Here is a 16,940-nt window from a genome sequence, read left to right as displayed (position 1 = left end):
TGTGTTATGTTATTACATCGTTTGTAAATACCAAACCCCCTTTTTTTTGGGGGGTGTTTGTTGTAAACCCCCCACAAAAAAAAAACAACACGCCGCAGGTCAACGGGGAGGGTTAGATTTCGGTGCCCGTGGTGTCGGTGATGCCGGCTCGGGTGCGGTACTCGCGGACGAGGGCCGGGGCGGCCGGGCCGCGCGGGCGGCGGCCCGGGCGGATGTCGACCGACAGCGCCTTCGCCTCCTGGATGTGCGTGTTCGGGTCCAGCGACAGGTGCAGCAGCTCGTTCGCCGCGTCACCGGTGCTGTAGCCGTTCGGGCCCCAGTGGTAGGGCAGGCCGATCTGGTGCAGCGTCCGGCCGTCCACGGTCAGCGGCTGCATCCGGTCGGTGACCAGCACGCGCGCCTCGATGACGCCGCGCGGGCTGACGATCGTCGCCCAGCCGCCGTGCTCCAGGTCCCGCATGGCGGCCAGCTCCGGCGACACCTCGCAGAAGAACTCCGGTTGCAGCTCGGCCAGGTACGGCTGCCAGCGCGACATCCCGCCCGCCGTGTGGTGCTCGGTGAGCCGGTAGGTGGTCGTCACGAACGGGTACACGTCCGCGCCCGGAGCACCGTCGACCGGTGCGTACCGGTTGTCGGGATGCGGCGGCAGCAGGTGCCGGACGGGGTTGCGCTGCTGCGTGTACAGCGGGTTCGTGAACGGCGACTCCTGCGGCTCGTAGTGCGTCGGCAGCGGGCCGTCGGTCAGCCCCGCCGGGGCGAACAGCCACGCCTTCCCGTCCGCCTGCATGATGAACGGGTCGTCGCCGGCGAGCGCGTCCGGGCCGGTCGCGTCCCGGGGCGGCTTGTAGTCGGGCGGGCGGTCGGCGATGAAGTCGGGCACGTCGTGGCCCGTCCACTTGCCCTCGTCGGCGTCCCACCACACGTACGCCTTGCGCTCGCTCCACGGGTTGCCGTCCTTGTCGGCGGACGCCCGGTTGTAGATGATGCGGCGGTTCGACGGCCAGGCCCAGCCCCATTCGGGCGCGACCCAGTGCTGGTCCCTGCCGGGCTTGCGGCGGGCGGTCTGGTTGACGCCGTCCGCGTAGCAGCCGCAGTAGATCCAGCAGCCGCACCGCGTGGACCCGTCGTCCTTCAGCTGCGTGTAGGACGACAGCGGGTTCCCGTCGGCGTCGAAGCCGTTGACCTCGGCGAGCACCGCCTCGGCGTCCGGTTCGTCCAGCCGGCCGCGGGTCGGGTAGTCCCACGTCAGGTCGAGGACGGGACGGTCCATCTCGTCGGCGGACCCGGCGAGCTTCTCCCGGATGATCCGGCCCAGGTGGAACATGAACCACAGGTCGCTGCGCGCGTCCCCGGCGGGCTCCACCGCCTGGTGGTGCCACTGCAGCATGCGCTGGGTGTTGGTGAAGCTGCCGTCCTTCTCGGTGTGCGTGGCGGCGGGCAGGAAGAACACCTCGGTGCCGATGTCCCCGGTGCGCATCTCGCCCGACTCGATCTCCGGGCCGTCCTTCCACCACGTCGCCGACTCGATCAGCGAGAAGTCGCGGACGACGAGCCAGTCCAGGTTCGCCATCCCGAGCCGCTGGATCTTGGCGTTCGCGGACCCGACGGCCGGGTTCTCGCCCATCAGGAAGTAGCCCTTGCACACGCCGTCGATCTGCGCCATCGACGTCTCGTAGGTGCTGTGCGAGCCGGTCAGCCGGGGCAGGTAGTCGAAGCGGTAGTCGTTGTCCTCGGTCGCCGCGTCGCCCCAGTACGACTTCAGCAGGCTCACGGTGTAGGCCCGCATGTTGCCCCAGAAGCCCTTCTTCGCCGACTCGGCCTGGACGAACGCGTCCAGGTCCTCGTTGGTGTGCGCGTGCGGCATCGGGATGTAGCCGGGCAGCAGGTTGAACAGCGTCGGGATGTCCGTCGACCCCTGGATGGACGCGTGGCCGCGCAGCGCCAGGATGCCGCCGCCGGGCCGCCCGATGTTGCCGAGCAGGCTCTGCAGGACCGCCGCCGTGCGGATGTACTGGACGCCGACCGTGTGCTGCGTCCAGCCCACGGCGTAGACGAACGCGGACGTCCGGTCCCGGCCCGAGTTCTCGGTGAGCATCTCGCACACCGACAGGAACTGGTCGCGCGGGACGCCGCAGATCCGCTCGACCATCTCCGGGGTGTACCGCGAATAGTGCCGCTTGAGCACCTGGAACACGCAGCGCGGGTGCTCCAGCGCCGCGTCGCGCGGCGGGTGGCCCTCGCCGATCGCGGCGCCGCCGGAGCCGTGCGCCTCGCCGCGCCCCGCCTCCGAGATCCGGTCGTTGTACTCCATGTCCCGCAGGCCGGCGGCCGACTGCACCAGCATGCCCTCGTACTGCCACGTCGTGTGGTCGTAGCTGCGCTTCTCCGGGTCCAGGCCGGAGAACACGCCGTCGAGGTCCTCGGTGTCGCGGAAGTCCTCGGTGAGGATCACCGGCGCGTTGGTGTAGGCCACCACGTAGTCGCGGAAGTACTTGTCGTTCTCCAGGACGTAGTTGACGATCCCGCCGAGGAACGCGATGTCACTGCCCGCGCGCAGCGGGACGTGCGCGTCCGCGAGCGCGCTGGTCCGGGTGAACCGCGGGTCCACGTGGATCAGCTTCGCGCCGCGCGCCTTCGCCTCCATCACCCACTGGAACCCGACCGGATGGCACTCGGCCATGTTCGAGCCCTGGATGACGATGCAGTCCGAGTTCTGCAGGTCCTGCTGGAAGGTGGTCGCGCCGCCACGGCCGAACGAGGTTCCCAGACTGGGAACGGTGGAGGAGTGTCAAACGCGCGCCTGATTCTCGATCTGTACCGCGCCGAGCGCGGTGAACAGCTTCTTGATCAGGTAGTTCTCCTCGTTGTCGAGCGTGGCGCCGCCGAGGCTCGCGAACCCGAGCGTGCGCCGCACCCGCAGGCCGTCCTGCTCCCACTGCCAGCCGTGCCGGCGCGCCTCGATCACCCGGTCGGCGATCATGTCCATCGCGGTGTCGAGGTCGAGCGGCTCCCAGTCCGTCCCGCCGGGCCGCCGGTAGAGCACCCGGTGCTCGCGGGCCGACCCGGTGGTCAGCTGGAGGCTGGCCGAGCCCTTCGGGCACAGCCGCCCCCGGCTGACCGGGGAGTCCGGGTCGCCCTCGATCTGAGTGACCTTGCCGTCCTTGACGTACACGTCCTGCCCGCAGCCGACCGCGCAGTACGGGCAGACGGACTTCACGACCTGGTCGGCGGTGCTCACCCGCGCCGTGATCCGCTCGGACCCCGCGCTCTTCACCGCGGCTCCGCGGCCGAGCGGATCATCACCGGTGAACTGGCGGTAGACGGGCCATGACCCGATCCATCTGCGAACGCCCATGTCACACCACCCTTCACCTCGGCGCGCCGTCCACCTACCCGCCGCCGGAGCGGCAAAACAAACCCGTGGATCCAGCGGGGAAGTAGTGCTCGTTGACTTCCTCCCCCTCTCCGAAGGAAGGGGACTCCTACGGCTCGCGCCGTGGGCGTTTCTGCTTCGCAGCCGACTGCGGAAGGGAGGGCCCTTGCCGTCTGACATCAGCTCCACAGACCTCGCCGGGGGCGCTGCCCCCGGCTACGGCTCGACCAGCCGCAAGGATGTTCTTTGCCGCGTTGATGTCCCGGTCATGCCGGGTGCGGCAGTCCGGACACGACCACGCCCGGGTGGAAAGGCTCAGCTCCGCCAGCAGGTGCCCACAGGCCGAGCAGGTCTTGGACGAGGGGTACCACCGGTCAATAACGATCAAGACGCGTCCGTTGCTCCTGGCCTTGTACTCCAACTGGCGCCGGAACTCGCCCCACCCGCAGTCGGAGATCGCACGTGCCAGGCTGCGGTTCTTGACCATGCCGGCGACGGCGAGGTCTTCGATCACGATGGTGTCCGCTTGGCGGACGAGGTTGGTGCTGGTGCGGTGCAGGAAGTCTTGGCGGGCGTTGCGGACCTTGCGGTGGGAGCGGGCGACCTTGTTCTTGGCCTTGCGCCGGTTGGCCGAGCCGGGCTGCTTGCGGGCCATCCGCCGTTGGTAGCGAGCCAGGTTCGCCGCCTTGCGCTCCAGGTGCCGCGGGTTGGCGATGCGCTCCCCGTCGGAGGTGACGGCGAAGTCCTTCACGCCCAGATCGATGCCGATAGGGTGCCCTGTCGGCGGCAGGGGTTTGGGAGCGTCGGTGTCGACGGCGAAGGTCACATACCAGCGGCCGTCCGGATCCCGTGAGATCACCACCATGGTCGGGTTCAGCCCGGCCAGGTCCACGTTCTCGAAGGACCACACGAACTCGAGCGGTGCGGTGGTCTTGGCCATCCGCAACTGCCCATCCTTCATCCGGAAGGCCGAGCGAGTGTAGTGGGCCGACTGGCGGCCGGTGCGGGTCTTGAAGCGGGGGTGGCGCGCGCGTCCGGCGAAGAAGCCGGCGAACGCGGCGTGCTGATGCCGCAGCGCCTGCTGCAGAGGGACCGAGGACACCTCGCTCAGGAACGCCAGCTCTTCGGTCTTCTTCCACGCGGTGAGCTCGGCGTCGGTCTGTTTGTAGGTGGTGCTTTTCCCTTCAGTGTTCCAGGCGCGGCGGCGTTCGGCGAGGGTCTTGTTCCACACCAGGCGCACACAGCCGAACGTACGACCGAAGAGGGCCGCCTGCTCGGAGTCCGGGTAGGCCCGGCACTTGTACGCCATCCGCATGACTCCAGCTTTACATACGCTCAGTGCCGGCGTCATGACTTTATGCTGCAATCGGGTCTGGATTCCGGACCATGCCGGGCTGCGCGACGAGGATCTTGTCGGCGGCCGCCGACGCCGCCGGACCGTCCTTGTGCCGGAAGCGCAGGTAGGACAGCCAGTCGCATTCCCGCGGGTGGGGGCCGGCGGACGCGGGCAGCGGCACCTTCACCCGCACCGCCGACTCGCTGACGTCGGTGACCGGCGAACCGGACGCGACGGGCGTCTCGGACCGGTCGGCCTCCCGCGCGCTCACCGGCCCGGCGAGCGTGCCGAGCACCAGCGCCGCCAGTCCGGTGAGGCTGCCGAGCCGACGCAGCGAGGTGTTCACCTGACCGCGGCGTTCAGGCCGGAAGCCCCTTGCTTCGGCCATGGGTGGAGTCACCACGTGCTCCTTCCGGAAGAAAGAACGTGCACCGGATTTCAAGGAGCAACGATGACCCTGCCGCTCGCCGGGCGACAGGGGCCATTCGCATAATCGGCGGTCCGTTCTTGTCGTCTCGCGACAAGAACGGACGCGGCACTTCGGGAACGGGTCAGCCGAGGACGGCCGCGCCCGCCTTTTCCACCAGGTCGGCGTACTCGGCCCGCTCGGACGGCGTCAGCGCCCGCTCGTACACGGCGGCGGCGAGCCGGTCGGTGATCTCCTCGGCCTCGGCGAGCCGGGGCTCGAGGTGCGCGCAGTCGGGGAGGTCGCCCTGCCAGCCGCAGAACCGGGCCTTGCCCTCTCCCTCGTCGGCCAGCACCGCCTCCAGCGGCGACAGCCCGACGGCGGTCGTCGCGACGAGGTGCAGGCCGCCGCGCAGTTCCCGCAGCACCTGCAGCACCTGCACCAGCCGGCCGGGCCCGCTCGCGGGCAGCGGCTCGGCGCGCCAGCCGCAGAACAGCGGCAGCCCGGCCCCCTCCGCCGCGTTCGCGACCCGCTCGGCCAACTCGCACAGGCGCGGGTCGTCCGGGACGCGATCCTCGCCCCACGCCGTGAACGCCCTGGCGTACCGCCGCGCCGCCTCCCGGGCCCCGGCGACCGCGACGCCCTCGTCCCACATGGCCTGGACGACGCCGGGCTCGAAGAAGCCGAGCGCGGCCCGCACCACGCCGCCGTCGACGTCCCCGAGCACACCGCCGCGCCCGGCGAAGTAGAACGCGAACGGGTTGCCGTACCCGAGTTCCTTCCCGTGCGCGGAGACCGCCGGGTCCAGCATCCACGCGGAGCCGATGTCGTGGACGGTGCCGTCCGCGGCCCGGACGGTCTCGGCGGCGGTCAGTTCCGGCATGGCGGCCTCCTCGGGGGCAGAGCGATGTAAGCGGGAGGTTACCCGGCGGCCGGAGGGCCGTGCCAGTCGAGGCACACCACCACGGCGTCGTCGGCGAGGCCGGCGCCGTCGTGGAACTCGATCAGCTCGTTGATGACGGTCAGCGGCACCTCCGCCGCGTCCTGCAGCCGGCTGCGCCGGGTCGCCTGCTCCAGCGCGTGCGTGCCGAACTCGCCGCGCCCGGTCGTCGCGGCGAAGACGCCGTCGCTGACGATGACCAGCCGGTCGCCCGGCTCGAGCGCGAACCGCTGCGGGCGGTACTCGGTGTCGGGGAACATGCCGAGCGGGAGCTGCTGCTCCAGCGGCACCCGCGCGACCTCGGCGCCGCGCAGCCGCAGGATCCGCGGCGAGCCCGCGTCGATGACGTGCACGGTGCCGTCGCCGACGTCGATCCGCATGACGAGGGTCTCGGTGAACTCCCGGCCGCCGTAGCGGGCGTGCACCATGTCGTTGGCCAGGCTCGCCTGCTCGCCGAGGTCGGCGCCGGAGCGGCGCGCGTTGCGCAGCGCGCCGACGGTGAGCGAGGTCAGCAGCGCCGCGCTGATGCCGGTGCCCGCGCCGTTGGTGACGGTCAGCGCCAGGTGGTCGTGCTCGGTCGACCAGTCGAAGTTGTCGCCGCCGATCGAGTACGCGGGCTCCAGATGGCCGGCGAGGCTGAACTCCTCGTCCGCGCACGCGTGCCCGGGGAGCAGCTGCCACTGCAGTTCGGCGGCGAGCGTGAGGCGCCGCCGGCGCCGGGCCCGCTCGTACCGGTCGGTCCAGTTCCACGCGACCTTCAGCGCGATGCCGAGCAGCTCGCCGATCTCCGCCAGCGCGTCCGGGGCGCCCCACGGCTCCGCCGAGGCCACGTCGAGGACGCCGAGCCGCTCGCCCCGCGCGGTGACCGGTATATAGGTCCGCGTCTCGCCCGGCCCGCCGCCGTCCCCGGCCGCGTCGACCAGCACGCCGCGCGTGACGTAGGCGCGGCCCGCGGTGCTCTGCCGGATGGGCAGCGCGTCGACGGCCTCGGCGGCGTCGGCGGCGTCGACGGCGGGCCCGGCCGGGACCGGCTCGACCGGCAGCAGCACCCGCGTGTGGTAGTCGCTCACCAGCAGCCGGACGGCGGAGACCTGCGGGTACTCGCGGCCGAGCACGGCGGCCAGCGCCTCGGGCACCGCGTGCGCGGGCGCGGCGCGCAGCGCCCGCTCGATGGCGGCCGGGCGGCCCCGCCCACCCGTGGCCAGGCGGCCCTGCGTGCTCATCGCGACCCCATCTCGTTGCTGCCGACGCTGGACGCGGCAGGGGAAGACTGCCAAAGAGTTTGCCTTATGGCAAATACTTGACGTCGAGTGGGGGACGCGCCGTCAGGCGGTACGGGAGTCGACCGCCCGCGGCCGGCCGGGGGCCCGCCGCTCGCACGCCTGGCCGAACTCCGTCAGCGCGTCGATCAGCCGGGCCCGGGAGGCCGGCGACAGCTGCGCCAGCACCTCCCGCACGGCCGCCCGCCGTCGCCGGACGAGCTGCGCGTGCAGTTGCTCGCCCTGCTCGCTGAGCCGGACGATGATCTCCCGCCGGTCCGCGCGGGCGGGCTCGCGCACGATCAGCCCGGCGGCCTCCAGCCGGTCGCACAGCCGGCTCGTGGACGAGGGGATGGCGCCGAGCTCCTCGGCCAGCCCGCCGAGGTTCAGCCGCCCGAACCGCGCGACCGCCTCGACGGCGCGCAGCTGGATGGGCGAGATCGCCGGTTCGAGCCCCTGCTCCGCGCGGCTCCACAGCTGCGCCGTCGTGCTCAGCACCCGCTCCACCGCGGCCGTCACGTCGTCCGGGACTCCGGCCACCGCATCGGCCACCGCGTCGTCCACCGGTTCGTCGCCCGGCGTCCGCGGTCGTCGCTGGCTCACACCTCGGCCTTTCGCACGGAGTACCCTTCGGCGGCCCGGTTCCCAGGGCGCCCGCCGCGTCCTCCCGGCGGCGTCACCGCGGCACGTCGGCCGTGGTCGGGCGGTACGGTCGCGGGCGGTACCCCACGATAGAGGCTTCCGGTGTCACGGCGCGACGGTGCGCGGCGCCCCGCCGGGCGGCGGGCCGGTGCGCAGCCGGTCGACGAGCGCGTCCAGCTCGCTCTCGGTGCCGGGGTCGTCCCACGTCCAGAACGGGACGGTCCGCAGGTGCCGGCCGCGCGGGTCGAGCAGCTGGCCCGCCAGCTTCAGCTGCCACAGCGCCACCGCCCGGTCGGTGACGGTGAGCCGCGGGAACCGGCGCCGCAGCGCCGCCTCGAACGACTGGACCTGCTCGACCGAGCGCAGCCACACGGCGAACAGCAGGTTGTGCGGGCCCGACAGCGACGCGCACATGCGGGTCTCCCGCATGCCCGCGAGCTCTCCGGCGACCCGGGCCACCTCGTCCGGCGGCGTGCTCGCCCACAGGTAGACCGTGACCGGCCAGCCCGACACCGAGCGGGCGACCTCGCACCGGTACAGCAGCGCCCCGCCGCGGTGCAGCCGGGCGAGCCGCCGCCGGACGGTCGTCGGGCTGAGCCCGGTGCGCTCGGCCAGCCGCGCGACGGGCTGCCGGCAGTCCCGCACCAGCAGGCGCACCAGCTGCTCGTCCTCGGCCCGCAGCACCCAGTCGCCGGAGGCGCGCGCCGGGTCGCCGACCAGCAGGTCCCGCTGGGTCTGGTCGAGCCGGTCCAGCCGCCACCGGCTGCCCTCGGCGTGCAGCGTCGTGGCGAGCTGCGTGCGGGTCGCGGTGACGCCGGCCAGCCGGCCGATCCGGAACCCCACGTACCGGGCCAGCTCCGCGTTGTCGCGCAGCACGGCGGTCATCATGAGGTCCCGCCCGCCGGTGATGTGCTCGAGGTTGAACACGTGCGGGTCCTCGGCGAGTTCGGCGGCCACCTCGTGCAGCCGGCCGGGCGCGCAGTCGACCTCGATGAACGCGACCACCGGCGTGATCCAGTCGACCGCCACGGGGAAGCAGGTGAGCCAGGCCAGGCCGGCGGAGGCCAGCCTCGCCCAGCGGCGGGCCGCGGTGGAGGCGTCCACCCCGAGGACGGCGCCGATGCGGCGCCAGTCGGCGCGCGGCGCGGTCTGCAGCGCGGTGACGAGCAGGTGGTCCAGCTCGTCCAGCGTGTCCGATTCCTGCATTGGATCAGGCCCCTACGGCGGATACCGGCATGTCAGCGGCGACGATGCGTCCGATCCGCACCATACCTCCATGCCCTTCCGTGATGACGCCGCCGACCTGCGGCACGAGCTGACCGAGCTGCGCCGCGCCCTGCACCGCGAGCCGGAGATCGGCCTGGACCTGCCGCGCACGCAGGAGAAGATCCTCGCCGCCCTGGACGGCCTGCCGCTGGAGATCAGCACCGGCAAGGGCCTGTCCTCGGTGACCGCCGTGCTGCGCGGCGGGAGGCCCGGCGGCGAGCGCCGCCCGGCCGTCCTGCTGCGCGCCGACATGGACGCCCTGCCCGTCCAGGAGGACACCGGGCTCGACTACGCCTCGCGGATCCCCGGGCGCATGCACGCCTGCGGCCACGACCTGCACGTCGCCGGGCTGGTCGGCGCGGCCCGGCTGCTCGCCGCCCGCCGGGCGGAGCTGCCGGGCGACGTCGTGCTGATGTTCCAGCCCGGCGAGGAGGGCATGGGCGGCGCCGAGATCATGGTGGACGAGGGCGTCCTGGACGCGGCCGGCGAGCGGGTCGCCGCCGCCTACGCCCTGCACGTCTTCTCCACCGCCCTGCCGCGCGGCATGGTCGTCACCCGGCCCGGTCCGATGATGGCCGCCTGCGACGAGGCGCACGTGGTGATCCGCGGGAAGGGCGGGCACGGCTCCTCGCCGCACGGCGCCAAGGACCCGGTCCCCGCGCTCGGCGCCATGATCACCGGGCTGCAGACGATGGTCACCCGCGACCTCGACGTCTTCGACCCCGCCGTCGTCACGGTCGGGTCCGCGCACGCCGGGACGGTCGCGAACGTCATCCCCGAGACGGCCGAGCTGACCGCCACGATCCGGTCCTTCTCCGAGGACGCCCACCGCAGGGTGCGCGCCGGGTTCGAACGGGTCGTGCACGGCATCGCCGCCGCCCACGGCGTGACCGCCGACGTCGACTACCGGGAGCAGTACCCCGTCACCGTCAACACCCCGGACGAGGCGGAGTTCGCGCTCGGCACCGCCCGCGACCTCTTCGGCGGCGACCGCGTCCTGGAGGCGCCCCGCCCGGTCGCGGGATCGGAGGACTTCTCGTTCGTGCTGCGCCGGGTCCCCGGCGCGTTCGTCTGCCTCGGCGCCTGCCCGCCCGGCCGCGACCTCGCGACCGCGCCGATGAACCACTCCCCGCAGGCCGCCTACGACGACTCCGTCCTGCCCGACGCGGCCGCCCTCCTCGCCGAACTCGCCGCCCGCCGCCTGGAGGCCGAGTGACGACCACGGCGCCCGAGGACGAGCAGTCCCCGCCCGCCGCCTCGGTCACCGCCGTCGTCGGGCTGCTCGTCCTGTTCGAGGTGGTGAGCGGGTTCCTGCAGGCGGGCATCGCGCCCGTGCTGCCCAGCATCGGCGACGAATGGGGCGTGTCCGACTCCGCGCTGACCTGGGTGATCGCCGTCCAGTTGCTGTCGGCGGCGGTGTCGCTGCCGGCGTTCGGGCGGCTCGGCGACCTGTACGGGCACCGCCGCATGCTCCGGATCGCGCTGGTGTCGGTCGCGGTGGGCTCGATCATGGTCGCCTTCGCGCCGTCCTTCGGCGTGCTGCTCGCCGGCCGGTTCCTGCAGGGTCCGCTCGCGGCGCTGCTGCCGCTGGAGATCTCGCTGGTGCGCGACCGGCTCCCGGTGGACCTGGCCCGCTCCGCGATCGCCCGGCTCGTCGGCGCGCTCACCCTCGGCGGGCTGCTCGGCGGGCTCGGCATGGGGATCGCGGACGAGGCGTTCGGCGACGTCCGGCTCGCGCTGGGCGTGCCCGCCGTGCTCACCCTGGTCTGCGTGGCGGTCTCGTTCGTCGCCATCCCCGAGTCGGTGCGCCGCGCCACGGGGAGGGTGGACTGGCCGGGCGTCGCCCTCCTCGGGCTCGCCGTCGTCGCCGTCCTGGCCGGGGTGTCCGGTGCGGGCGACAACGGCTGGCTGTCGGGGACGACGCTCCTGCCCGTCCTCGCGGGGCTGGCGCTGCTGGCGGCCTGGGTCGTGGTCGAGCTGCGCACCGCCGATCCGCTGGTCGACCTGCGCGCCATGGCCGGACGGCACGTCGCGCCGTACTACTTCGCCTCGTTCGCGTTCGGTGTCATCTACTTCGGCAGCCAGTCGCCGAACGCCACCTTCTACGCGACCGACCCGGACGAGGCCGGGTACGGGTTCGGCCTGTCGTCGCTGTCGATCGCGCTGGCCATGCTGCCCGCGATGGTGGTCAGCGTCGTCGCGTCGGCGTCCACCGCCGTCATCGCCCGCAGGGTCGGCTACCGCAACGCGCTCATCGGCTCGTTCGTCCTGGTCGCGGTCGGTTTCACCGCCTTCGCCGCGGCGCACGACGTGCTGTGGGTGGTGGTCGCCGAGCTGACCGTGCTGGCCGCCGGGATGGGGGTGGCGCTCGGCGCGATGCCGACCGTGATCGCGGAGGCGTCCGACCCGTCCCGGACCGGCATCTCGACCGCCGTGTACAACAACGTCAAGACCATCGGCGGCGCGGTGGCGGGCGGCATGTTCGGGACGCTGCTCGCCGCGCCGGCGGGCGGCGGCGACCCGGCCGAGGGCGGCTACCTGGCCGTCTGGCTGGTCAGCGCCGCGTTCGCGCTGGCGGCCGCCGTGCTCGCGCTCGCCGCGCGGGGGCGCGCGGCGGCCTGACGCCCGGTGCCGCGCGCCCGGTGCCGGACGCCCTGCTCGGCGGGGCGTCCGGCGGTTGACATTCGGGCGAGTTAGCGCAAACATTCGGGGCGTAGCGAGGAAATCGGGGAGGCGATGTGGCCGCCGAATCACCGGAGGCGCCCGACGGCCGGCGGCTGGCGGTGATGGAGGACGTGGCCGCGATGGCCGGCGTCTCGGCGATGACCGTGTCGCGCGTGCTGAACACCCCCGAGAAGGTGCGGCCGCAGACCCGCGCGCGGGTGATGGCCGCGGTGCAGGCCCTGGACTACCGGCCGAACTCGGCGGCCCGGGTGCTCGCCACCGGGCGTTCCGGGGTGCTCGGCGTCGTCAGCTTCGACACGACGCTGTACGGGCCCGCGTCCACGGTGTTCAGCATCGAGCAGGCCGCCCGCGAGCACGGCTACAACGTGAGCATCGTCAGCCTCAGCTCGCTGAACCGGCGCTCGATCGGGGAGGGCGTGGAGCGGCTGCGCGCCCAGTCCGCGGACGGGATCATGGTCGTGGCCCCGCACGAGTCGGCCGCCGACGGGCTGCGGGAACTGCCCTCCGACACCCCGCTGGTCGCGGTCGGCGCCGGGGGCGATGTGTCCTTCCCCGCCGTGGCGGTCGACCACCGGGCCGGCGCCGAGCGGGCCGTCCGGCACCTGCTGAGCCTCGGCCACCAGACCGTCCTGCACCTGGCCGGGCCCGCCGACTGGGTGGACGCGAGCGGCCGCGCGGACGGCTGGCGGGCCGCGCTGCAGGCCGCCGGACGGGAGGTCCCGGACGCGCCGGCGGGCGACTGGAGCGCCCGGTCCGGCTACGAGATCGGCCGGCAGATCGCCGCCGAGCCCGAGGTCACCGCGGTGTTCGCGGCCAACGACGCGATGGCGCTCGGGTTGCTGCGGGCGCTGCGCGAGGCCGGCCGCGACGTGCCCGGCGAGGTGAGCGTCGTCGGCTTCGACGACGTGCCCGAGGCCGCCTACTTCCCGCCGCCGCTGACGACCGTCCGGCAGAACTTCGGCGAGGTGGGGCGGCGCGCGTTCGGCCTGCTGCTGGACCGGATCGAGGGAGCCTCCCGGCCGGTTCCCGATCCGGCCGCCGCCCGCCGCGTGGTGGAACCCGAGCTCGTCGTCCGGGAGAGCACCGGGGTGCGCCGCCGCACCTGACCCCCGTCCGGAGACCGAGGCCCCTTTCGCCGGGCCATTAGTGTTAGCGCTAACAAAGGAGCGGACATGACAGCCCCCGAGACCGCCGCGCTCCGCACCGAACTCGCCGTCCTGCACCGGCTCCTCGTCGAGGGCGGGCTGGTCGTGTGGACGGCCGGGAACGTCTCCGCCAGGGTGCGCGGCGACCGCTTCCTGATCAAGCCGAGCGGCGTCCCCTACGAGGACCTCACCCCCGACGCGATGGTGCTGTGCGACCTGGAGGGCAAGCCCGTCGGCGACCAGGCGCTCAAGCCGTCCAGCGACGTGTTCGCGCACGCCTACGTGTACCGGCACCGCCCCGACGTCGGGGGCGTGGTGCACACCCACTCCACCTACGCGACCGCCTGGGCGGCGCGCGACGAGCCGATCCCGTGCGTGCTGACCGCGATGGCCGACGAGTTCGGCGGCGAGATCCCGGTCGGCCCGTTCGCGCTCATCGGCGGCGACGACATCGGCCGCGGCATTGTCGAGACGCTCGACGGGCACCGCAGCCCGGCGGTCCTGATGCGCAACCACGGGGTCTTCACCATCGGCGCCGACGCCCGCGCCGCCGTGAAGGCGGCCGTGATGTGCGAGGACGTCGCCCGGACCGTCCACCTGTCCCGCCAGCTCGGCGACCCGCTGCCGATGGACGCGGGCGACATCGACCGGTTGTACGACCGCTACCAGAACGTCTACGGGCAGAGGGGCCAGGCATGAGCTTTCCGAACCGCGAGATCTGGTTCCTCACCGGCAGCCAGGGCCTGTACGGCGAGGACACCCTCCGCCAGGTCGCCGACCAGTCCGGCGCGATCGCCGCGCGGCTCGGCGAGGCGCTGCCGGTCGCGCTGCGCTGGACGCCGGTGCTGACCGGCGCGGACGCGATCCGCCGGATCTGCCTGGACGCGAGCGCCGACGACTCCTGCATCGGCGTGATCGCGTGGATGCACACCTTCTCCCCGGCGAAGATGTGGATCGCCGGCCTGGACGTGCTGTCCAAGCCGCTGCTGCACCTGCACACGCAGGCGAACGTCGAGCTGCCGTGGCACTCGATCGACATGGACTTCATGAACCTGAACCAGGCCGCGCACGGCGACCGGGAGTTCGGCTACATCCAGTCGCGGCTCGGCGTCGCCCGCAAGACCGTCGCCGGGCACGTCTCCGACCCGGTGGTGGGCGCCCGGATCGCCGGGTGGGCGCGGGCGGCGGCCGGGCACCACGAGCTGCGCACGCTGAAGCTGGCCCGGTTCGGCGACAACATGCGGGACGTCGCGGTCACCGAGGGCGACAAGGTCGAGGCGCAGCTCCGGTTCGGCGTCTCCGTCAACACCTACGGCGTGAACGACCTGGTGGAGGTGGTGGACGCCGTCCCCGACGTCGACGTCACCGAGCTGGTCAAGGAGTACGAGGACGCCTACGACGTCGTCCCGGAGCTGCGGCCGGGCGGCGACCGGCACGAGTCGCTCCGCTACGGCGCCCGCATCGAACTGGGCCTGCGGACGTTCCTGGACGGCGGCGGCTTCAAGGCGTTCACCACGAACTTCGAGGACCTCGGCGGGCTGCGGCAGCTGCCCGGCCTCGCCGTGCAGCGGCTGATGGCCGACGGCTACGGCTTCGGCGGCGAGGGCGACTGGAAGACGGCGACGCTGCTGCGCACGCTGAAGGCCGCGTCCGCCGGGCTGCCGGGCGGCACCTCGTTCATGGAGGACTACACCTACCACCTGGAGCCCGGCAACGAGCTGATCCTCGGCGCGCACATGCTGGAGGTCTGCCCGTCCATCGCGGCCGGGCGGCCGGCGCTGGAGATCCACCCGCTCGGCATCGGCGGGCGCGAGGACCCCGTGCGGCTCGTGTTCGACGCCGAGCCGGGGCCGGCCGTGGTGGTGGGCCTCGCCGACATGGGGGACCGGTTCCGGCTCGTCGCGAACGAGATCGAGGTCGTTCCGCCGCCCGAGCCCCTGCCGATGCTGCCGGTCGCCCGCGCGGTGTGGCGGCCGCTGCCGGACCTGCGCACCTCCACCGAGGCGTGGCTGACGGCGGGAGCGCCGCACCACACCGTCCTGTCCGCCGCGCTCGGCACCGAGGAGCTGCACGACCTCGCCGAGATGGCCGGGGTCGAGCTGCTGACGATCGACGCCGGCACCACGCTGCGCCAGTTCGCCAAGGAGATCCGCTGGAACCAGGCGTACCATCGCCTGGCCCAGGGCCTGTAGAGGAGGAGCCGTATGAGCGGGGACGAGCGGTACGTCGTCGGCATCGACTTCGGCACGCTGTCGGGGCGGGCGGTGGTCGTCCGCGTCCGGGACGGCGCCGAACTGGGCGACGGCGTCCACGAGTACGGCCACGGGGTGATCGACGAGCAGCTGCCGTCCGGGGTCCGGCTCGCTCCGGACTGGGCGCTCCAGGCGCCCGGCGACTGGCTGGACGTGCTGCGCCTCGCCGTGCCGAAGGCACTGGCGGTCGCGGGCGTCCCGGCGTCGCAGGTCATCGGCCTCGGGACGGACTTCACCGCGTGCACCGTCCTGCCGGCGGCGGCCGACGGCACCCCCCTGTGCGAGCGGTACCCGGACCGCCCGCACGCCTGGCCGAAGCTGTGGAAGCACCACGCCGCCCAGCCGCAGGCCGACCGGATCAACGCGCTGGCCGCCGAGCGCGGCGAGCCGTGGCCCGCCCGCTACGGCGGCAAGATCTCCTCGGAGTGGCAGTTCGCGAAGGCGCTGCAGGTGCTGGAGCAGGACCCGGAGCTGTACGCCGAGGCCGACCGCTGGATCGAGGCGTCCGACTGGATCGTCTGGCGGCTCACCGGCACCGAGTCCCGCAACATCTGCGCGGCCGGCTACAAGGGCATCTACCAGGACGGCCGGTACCCGTCCCGCGAGTTCCTCGCCGGGCTGCACCCCGGCTTCGCCGGCTTCACCGACAAGCTCGGCCACGAGATGGCGCCGCTCGGCGGCCTCGCCGGGACGCTGACCGCGCGGGCCGCCGGATGGACGGGCCTGCCCGAGGGCATCGCGGTCGCGGTCGGCAACGTCGACGCGCACGTCACCGCAGCGGCGGCCGACGCCGTCCGGCCCGGCCAGATGGTCGCGATCATGGGCACGTCCACCTGCCATGTCGTGTCGTCGGACCGGCTCGCCGAGGTCCCCGGCATGTGCGGCGTCGTCGCCGACGGCGTCGTGCCGGGCCTGTGGGGCTACGAGGCGGGCCAGTCCGGCGTCGGCGACATCTTCGGCTGGTTCGTCGACAACTGCGTGCCCGCCTACTACAACCAGGTCGCCGCCGCGGAGGGGAGGACCGTCCACGAGCACCTGACCGCGCTTGCCGAGGCGCAGCCGGTCGGACGGCACGGTCTCGTCGCGCTCGACTGGCACAACGGCAACCGCTCGGTCCTGGTCGACCACGACCTGTCCGGGCTCGTCGTCGGCCAGACCCTCGCCACCAGACCCGAGGACGTCTACCGCGCGCTCATCGAGGCGACCGCGTTCGGCGCCCGGATGATCGTGGAGACGTTCGAGGCGTCCGGCGTGCCCGTCGGAGAGATCGTCGTCGCGGGCGGGCTGATGAAGAACACCTTCCTCATGCAGGTGTACGCCGACGTGCTGCGCCGCCCGCTGTCGGTGATCGGGTCGGCGCAGGGCCCGGCGCTCGGCTCGGCGATCCACGCCGCCGTCGCCGCCGGCGCCTACCCCGACATCACCGCGGCCGCCGCCAGGATGGGCCGCCGAGTGCCGAACGCGTACGTCCCCGACCGGCCCCGAGCCGACGCCTACGACGACCTCTACGAGATCTACCGCACCCTCCACGACCACTTCGCCAACGGCGAGATCATGCACCGCCTACGCGCCCTCCGCTGACCCGCCCCTTCGTTGATCTGCGGCGTGTTGTTGTTATGAGGCGCCTCATAACAAC

Annotated in this window: 13 protein-coding genes; 6 read left to right on the top strand and 7 right to left on the bottom strand. The window is 73.0% G+C overall.

Annotated features, from left to right (window positions below):
* Window positions 1-112: 112 nt before the first annotated feature.
* The 7 genes from fdh to ABZ806_RS42925 all read right to left on the bottom strand — a co-directional run bounded on the left by fdh (window position 113) and on the right by ABZ806_RS42925 (window position 9,162).
* Window positions 113-3,355 carry a formate dehydrogenase gene (gene fdh / locus ABZ806_RS42955; protein ID WP_500225259.1) on the bottom strand — a complete coding sequence of 1,081 codons (3,243 nt, stop codon included), beginning with the start codon at window positions 3,353-3,355 and terminating at the stop codon, window positions 113-115.
* Window positions 3,356-3,482: 127 nt separating this feature from the next.
* On the bottom strand, window positions 3,483-4,688 hold the full coding sequence (locus tag ABZ806_RS42950) for an RNA-guided endonuclease InsQ/TnpB family protein (RefSeq protein WP_500225264.1): 1,206 nt from the start codon (window positions 4,686-4,688) through the stop codon (window positions 3,483-3,485).
* A 40-nt stretch (window positions 4,689-4,728) separates the two neighbouring features.
* Window positions 4,729-5,109 (bottom strand): hypothetical protein, encoded by a 381-nt coding sequence (locus ABZ806_RS42945; protein ID WP_500225254.1) that lies wholly within the window; start codon window positions 5,107-5,109, stop codon window positions 4,729-4,731.
* A 151-nt stretch (window positions 5,110-5,260) separates the two neighbouring features.
* A complete protein-coding gene (locus tag ABZ806_RS42940) occupies window positions 5,261-5,998 on the bottom strand; it encodes an SCO6745 family protein (protein WP_500225253.1) in 738 nt (245 codons plus the stop codon).
* A gap of 38 nt (window positions 5,999-6,036) precedes the next feature.
* Complete coding sequence (locus ABZ806_RS42935; protein ID WP_500225251.1) at window positions 6,037-7,278, bottom strand: PP2C family protein-serine/threonine phosphatase; 1,242 nt, start codon at window positions 7,276-7,278, stop codon at window positions 6,037-6,039.
* Between the two features lie 102 nt (window positions 7,279-7,380).
* The gene (locus ABZ806_RS42930; protein ID WP_500225248.1) at window positions 7,381-7,917 is read right to left on the bottom strand and encodes a MarR family winged helix-turn-helix transcriptional regulator; all 537 of its coding nucleotides are present in this window, start codon (window positions 7,915-7,917) and stop codon (window positions 7,381-7,383) included.
* A gap of 144 nt (window positions 7,918-8,061) precedes the next feature.
* On the bottom strand, window positions 8,062-9,162 hold the full coding sequence (locus ABZ806_RS42925) for an Lrp/AsnC family transcriptional regulator (protein WP_500225245.1): 1,101 nt from the start codon (window positions 9,160-9,162) through the stop codon (window positions 8,062-8,064).
* Window positions 9,163-9,232: 70 nt separating this feature from the next.
* On the opposite strand from ABZ806_RS42925, the gene ABZ806_RS42920 reads away from it, so the two are divergent.
* The 6 genes from ABZ806_RS42920 to araB all read left to right on the top strand — a co-directional run bounded on the left by ABZ806_RS42920 (window position 9,233) and on the right by araB (window position 16,885).
* Window positions 9,233-10,438, top strand: a complete 1,206-nt coding sequence (locus ABZ806_RS42920) for a M20 metallopeptidase family protein (protein ID WP_500225243.1) — start codon at window positions 9,233-9,235, stop codon at window positions 10,436-10,438.
* Complete coding sequence (locus ABZ806_RS42915) at window positions 10,435-11,844, top strand: MFS transporter (protein WP_500225240.1); 1,410 nt, start codon at window positions 10,435-10,437, stop codon at window positions 11,842-11,844. The genes ABZ806_RS42920 and ABZ806_RS42915 overlap by 4 nt, the downstream gene beginning before the upstream one ends.
* 116 nt (window positions 11,845-11,960) lie before the next feature.
* Window positions 11,961-13,013, top strand: a complete 1,053-nt coding sequence (locus ABZ806_RS42910; protein WP_500225238.1) for a LacI family DNA-binding transcriptional regulator — start codon at window positions 11,961-11,963, stop codon at window positions 13,011-13,013.
* A gap of 66 nt (window positions 13,014-13,079) precedes the next feature.
* A complete protein-coding gene (locus ABZ806_RS42905; RefSeq protein WP_500225236.1) occupies window positions 13,080-13,751 on the top strand; it encodes an L-ribulose-5-phosphate 4-epimerase in 672 nt (223 codons plus the stop codon).
* A complete protein-coding gene (gene araA, locus ABZ806_RS42900; RefSeq protein ID WP_500225234.1) occupies window positions 13,748-15,244 on the top strand; it encodes an L-arabinose isomerase in 1,497 nt (498 codons plus the stop codon). Before ABZ806_RS42905 ends, araA begins: the two co-directional genes overlap by 4 nt.
* Before the next feature lie 12 nt (window positions 15,245-15,256).
* Window positions 15,257-16,885: a ribulokinase gene (gene araB / locus ABZ806_RS42895; RefSeq protein WP_500225231.1), complete on the top strand. Its 1,629-nt coding sequence runs from the start codon at window positions 15,257-15,259 to the stop codon at window positions 16,883-16,885.
* Window positions 16,886-16,940 lie beyond the last annotated feature (55 nt).

The organism is Spirillospora sp. NPDC047418 (assembly GCF_040643275.1).
Lineage (GTDB): Bacteria > Actinomycetota > Actinomycetes > Streptosporangiales > Streptosporangiaceae > Spirillospora.
The sequence above is the reverse complement of the archived record's forward strand: the minus strand, read 5'-3'. Positions and strand labels throughout refer to the sequence as shown.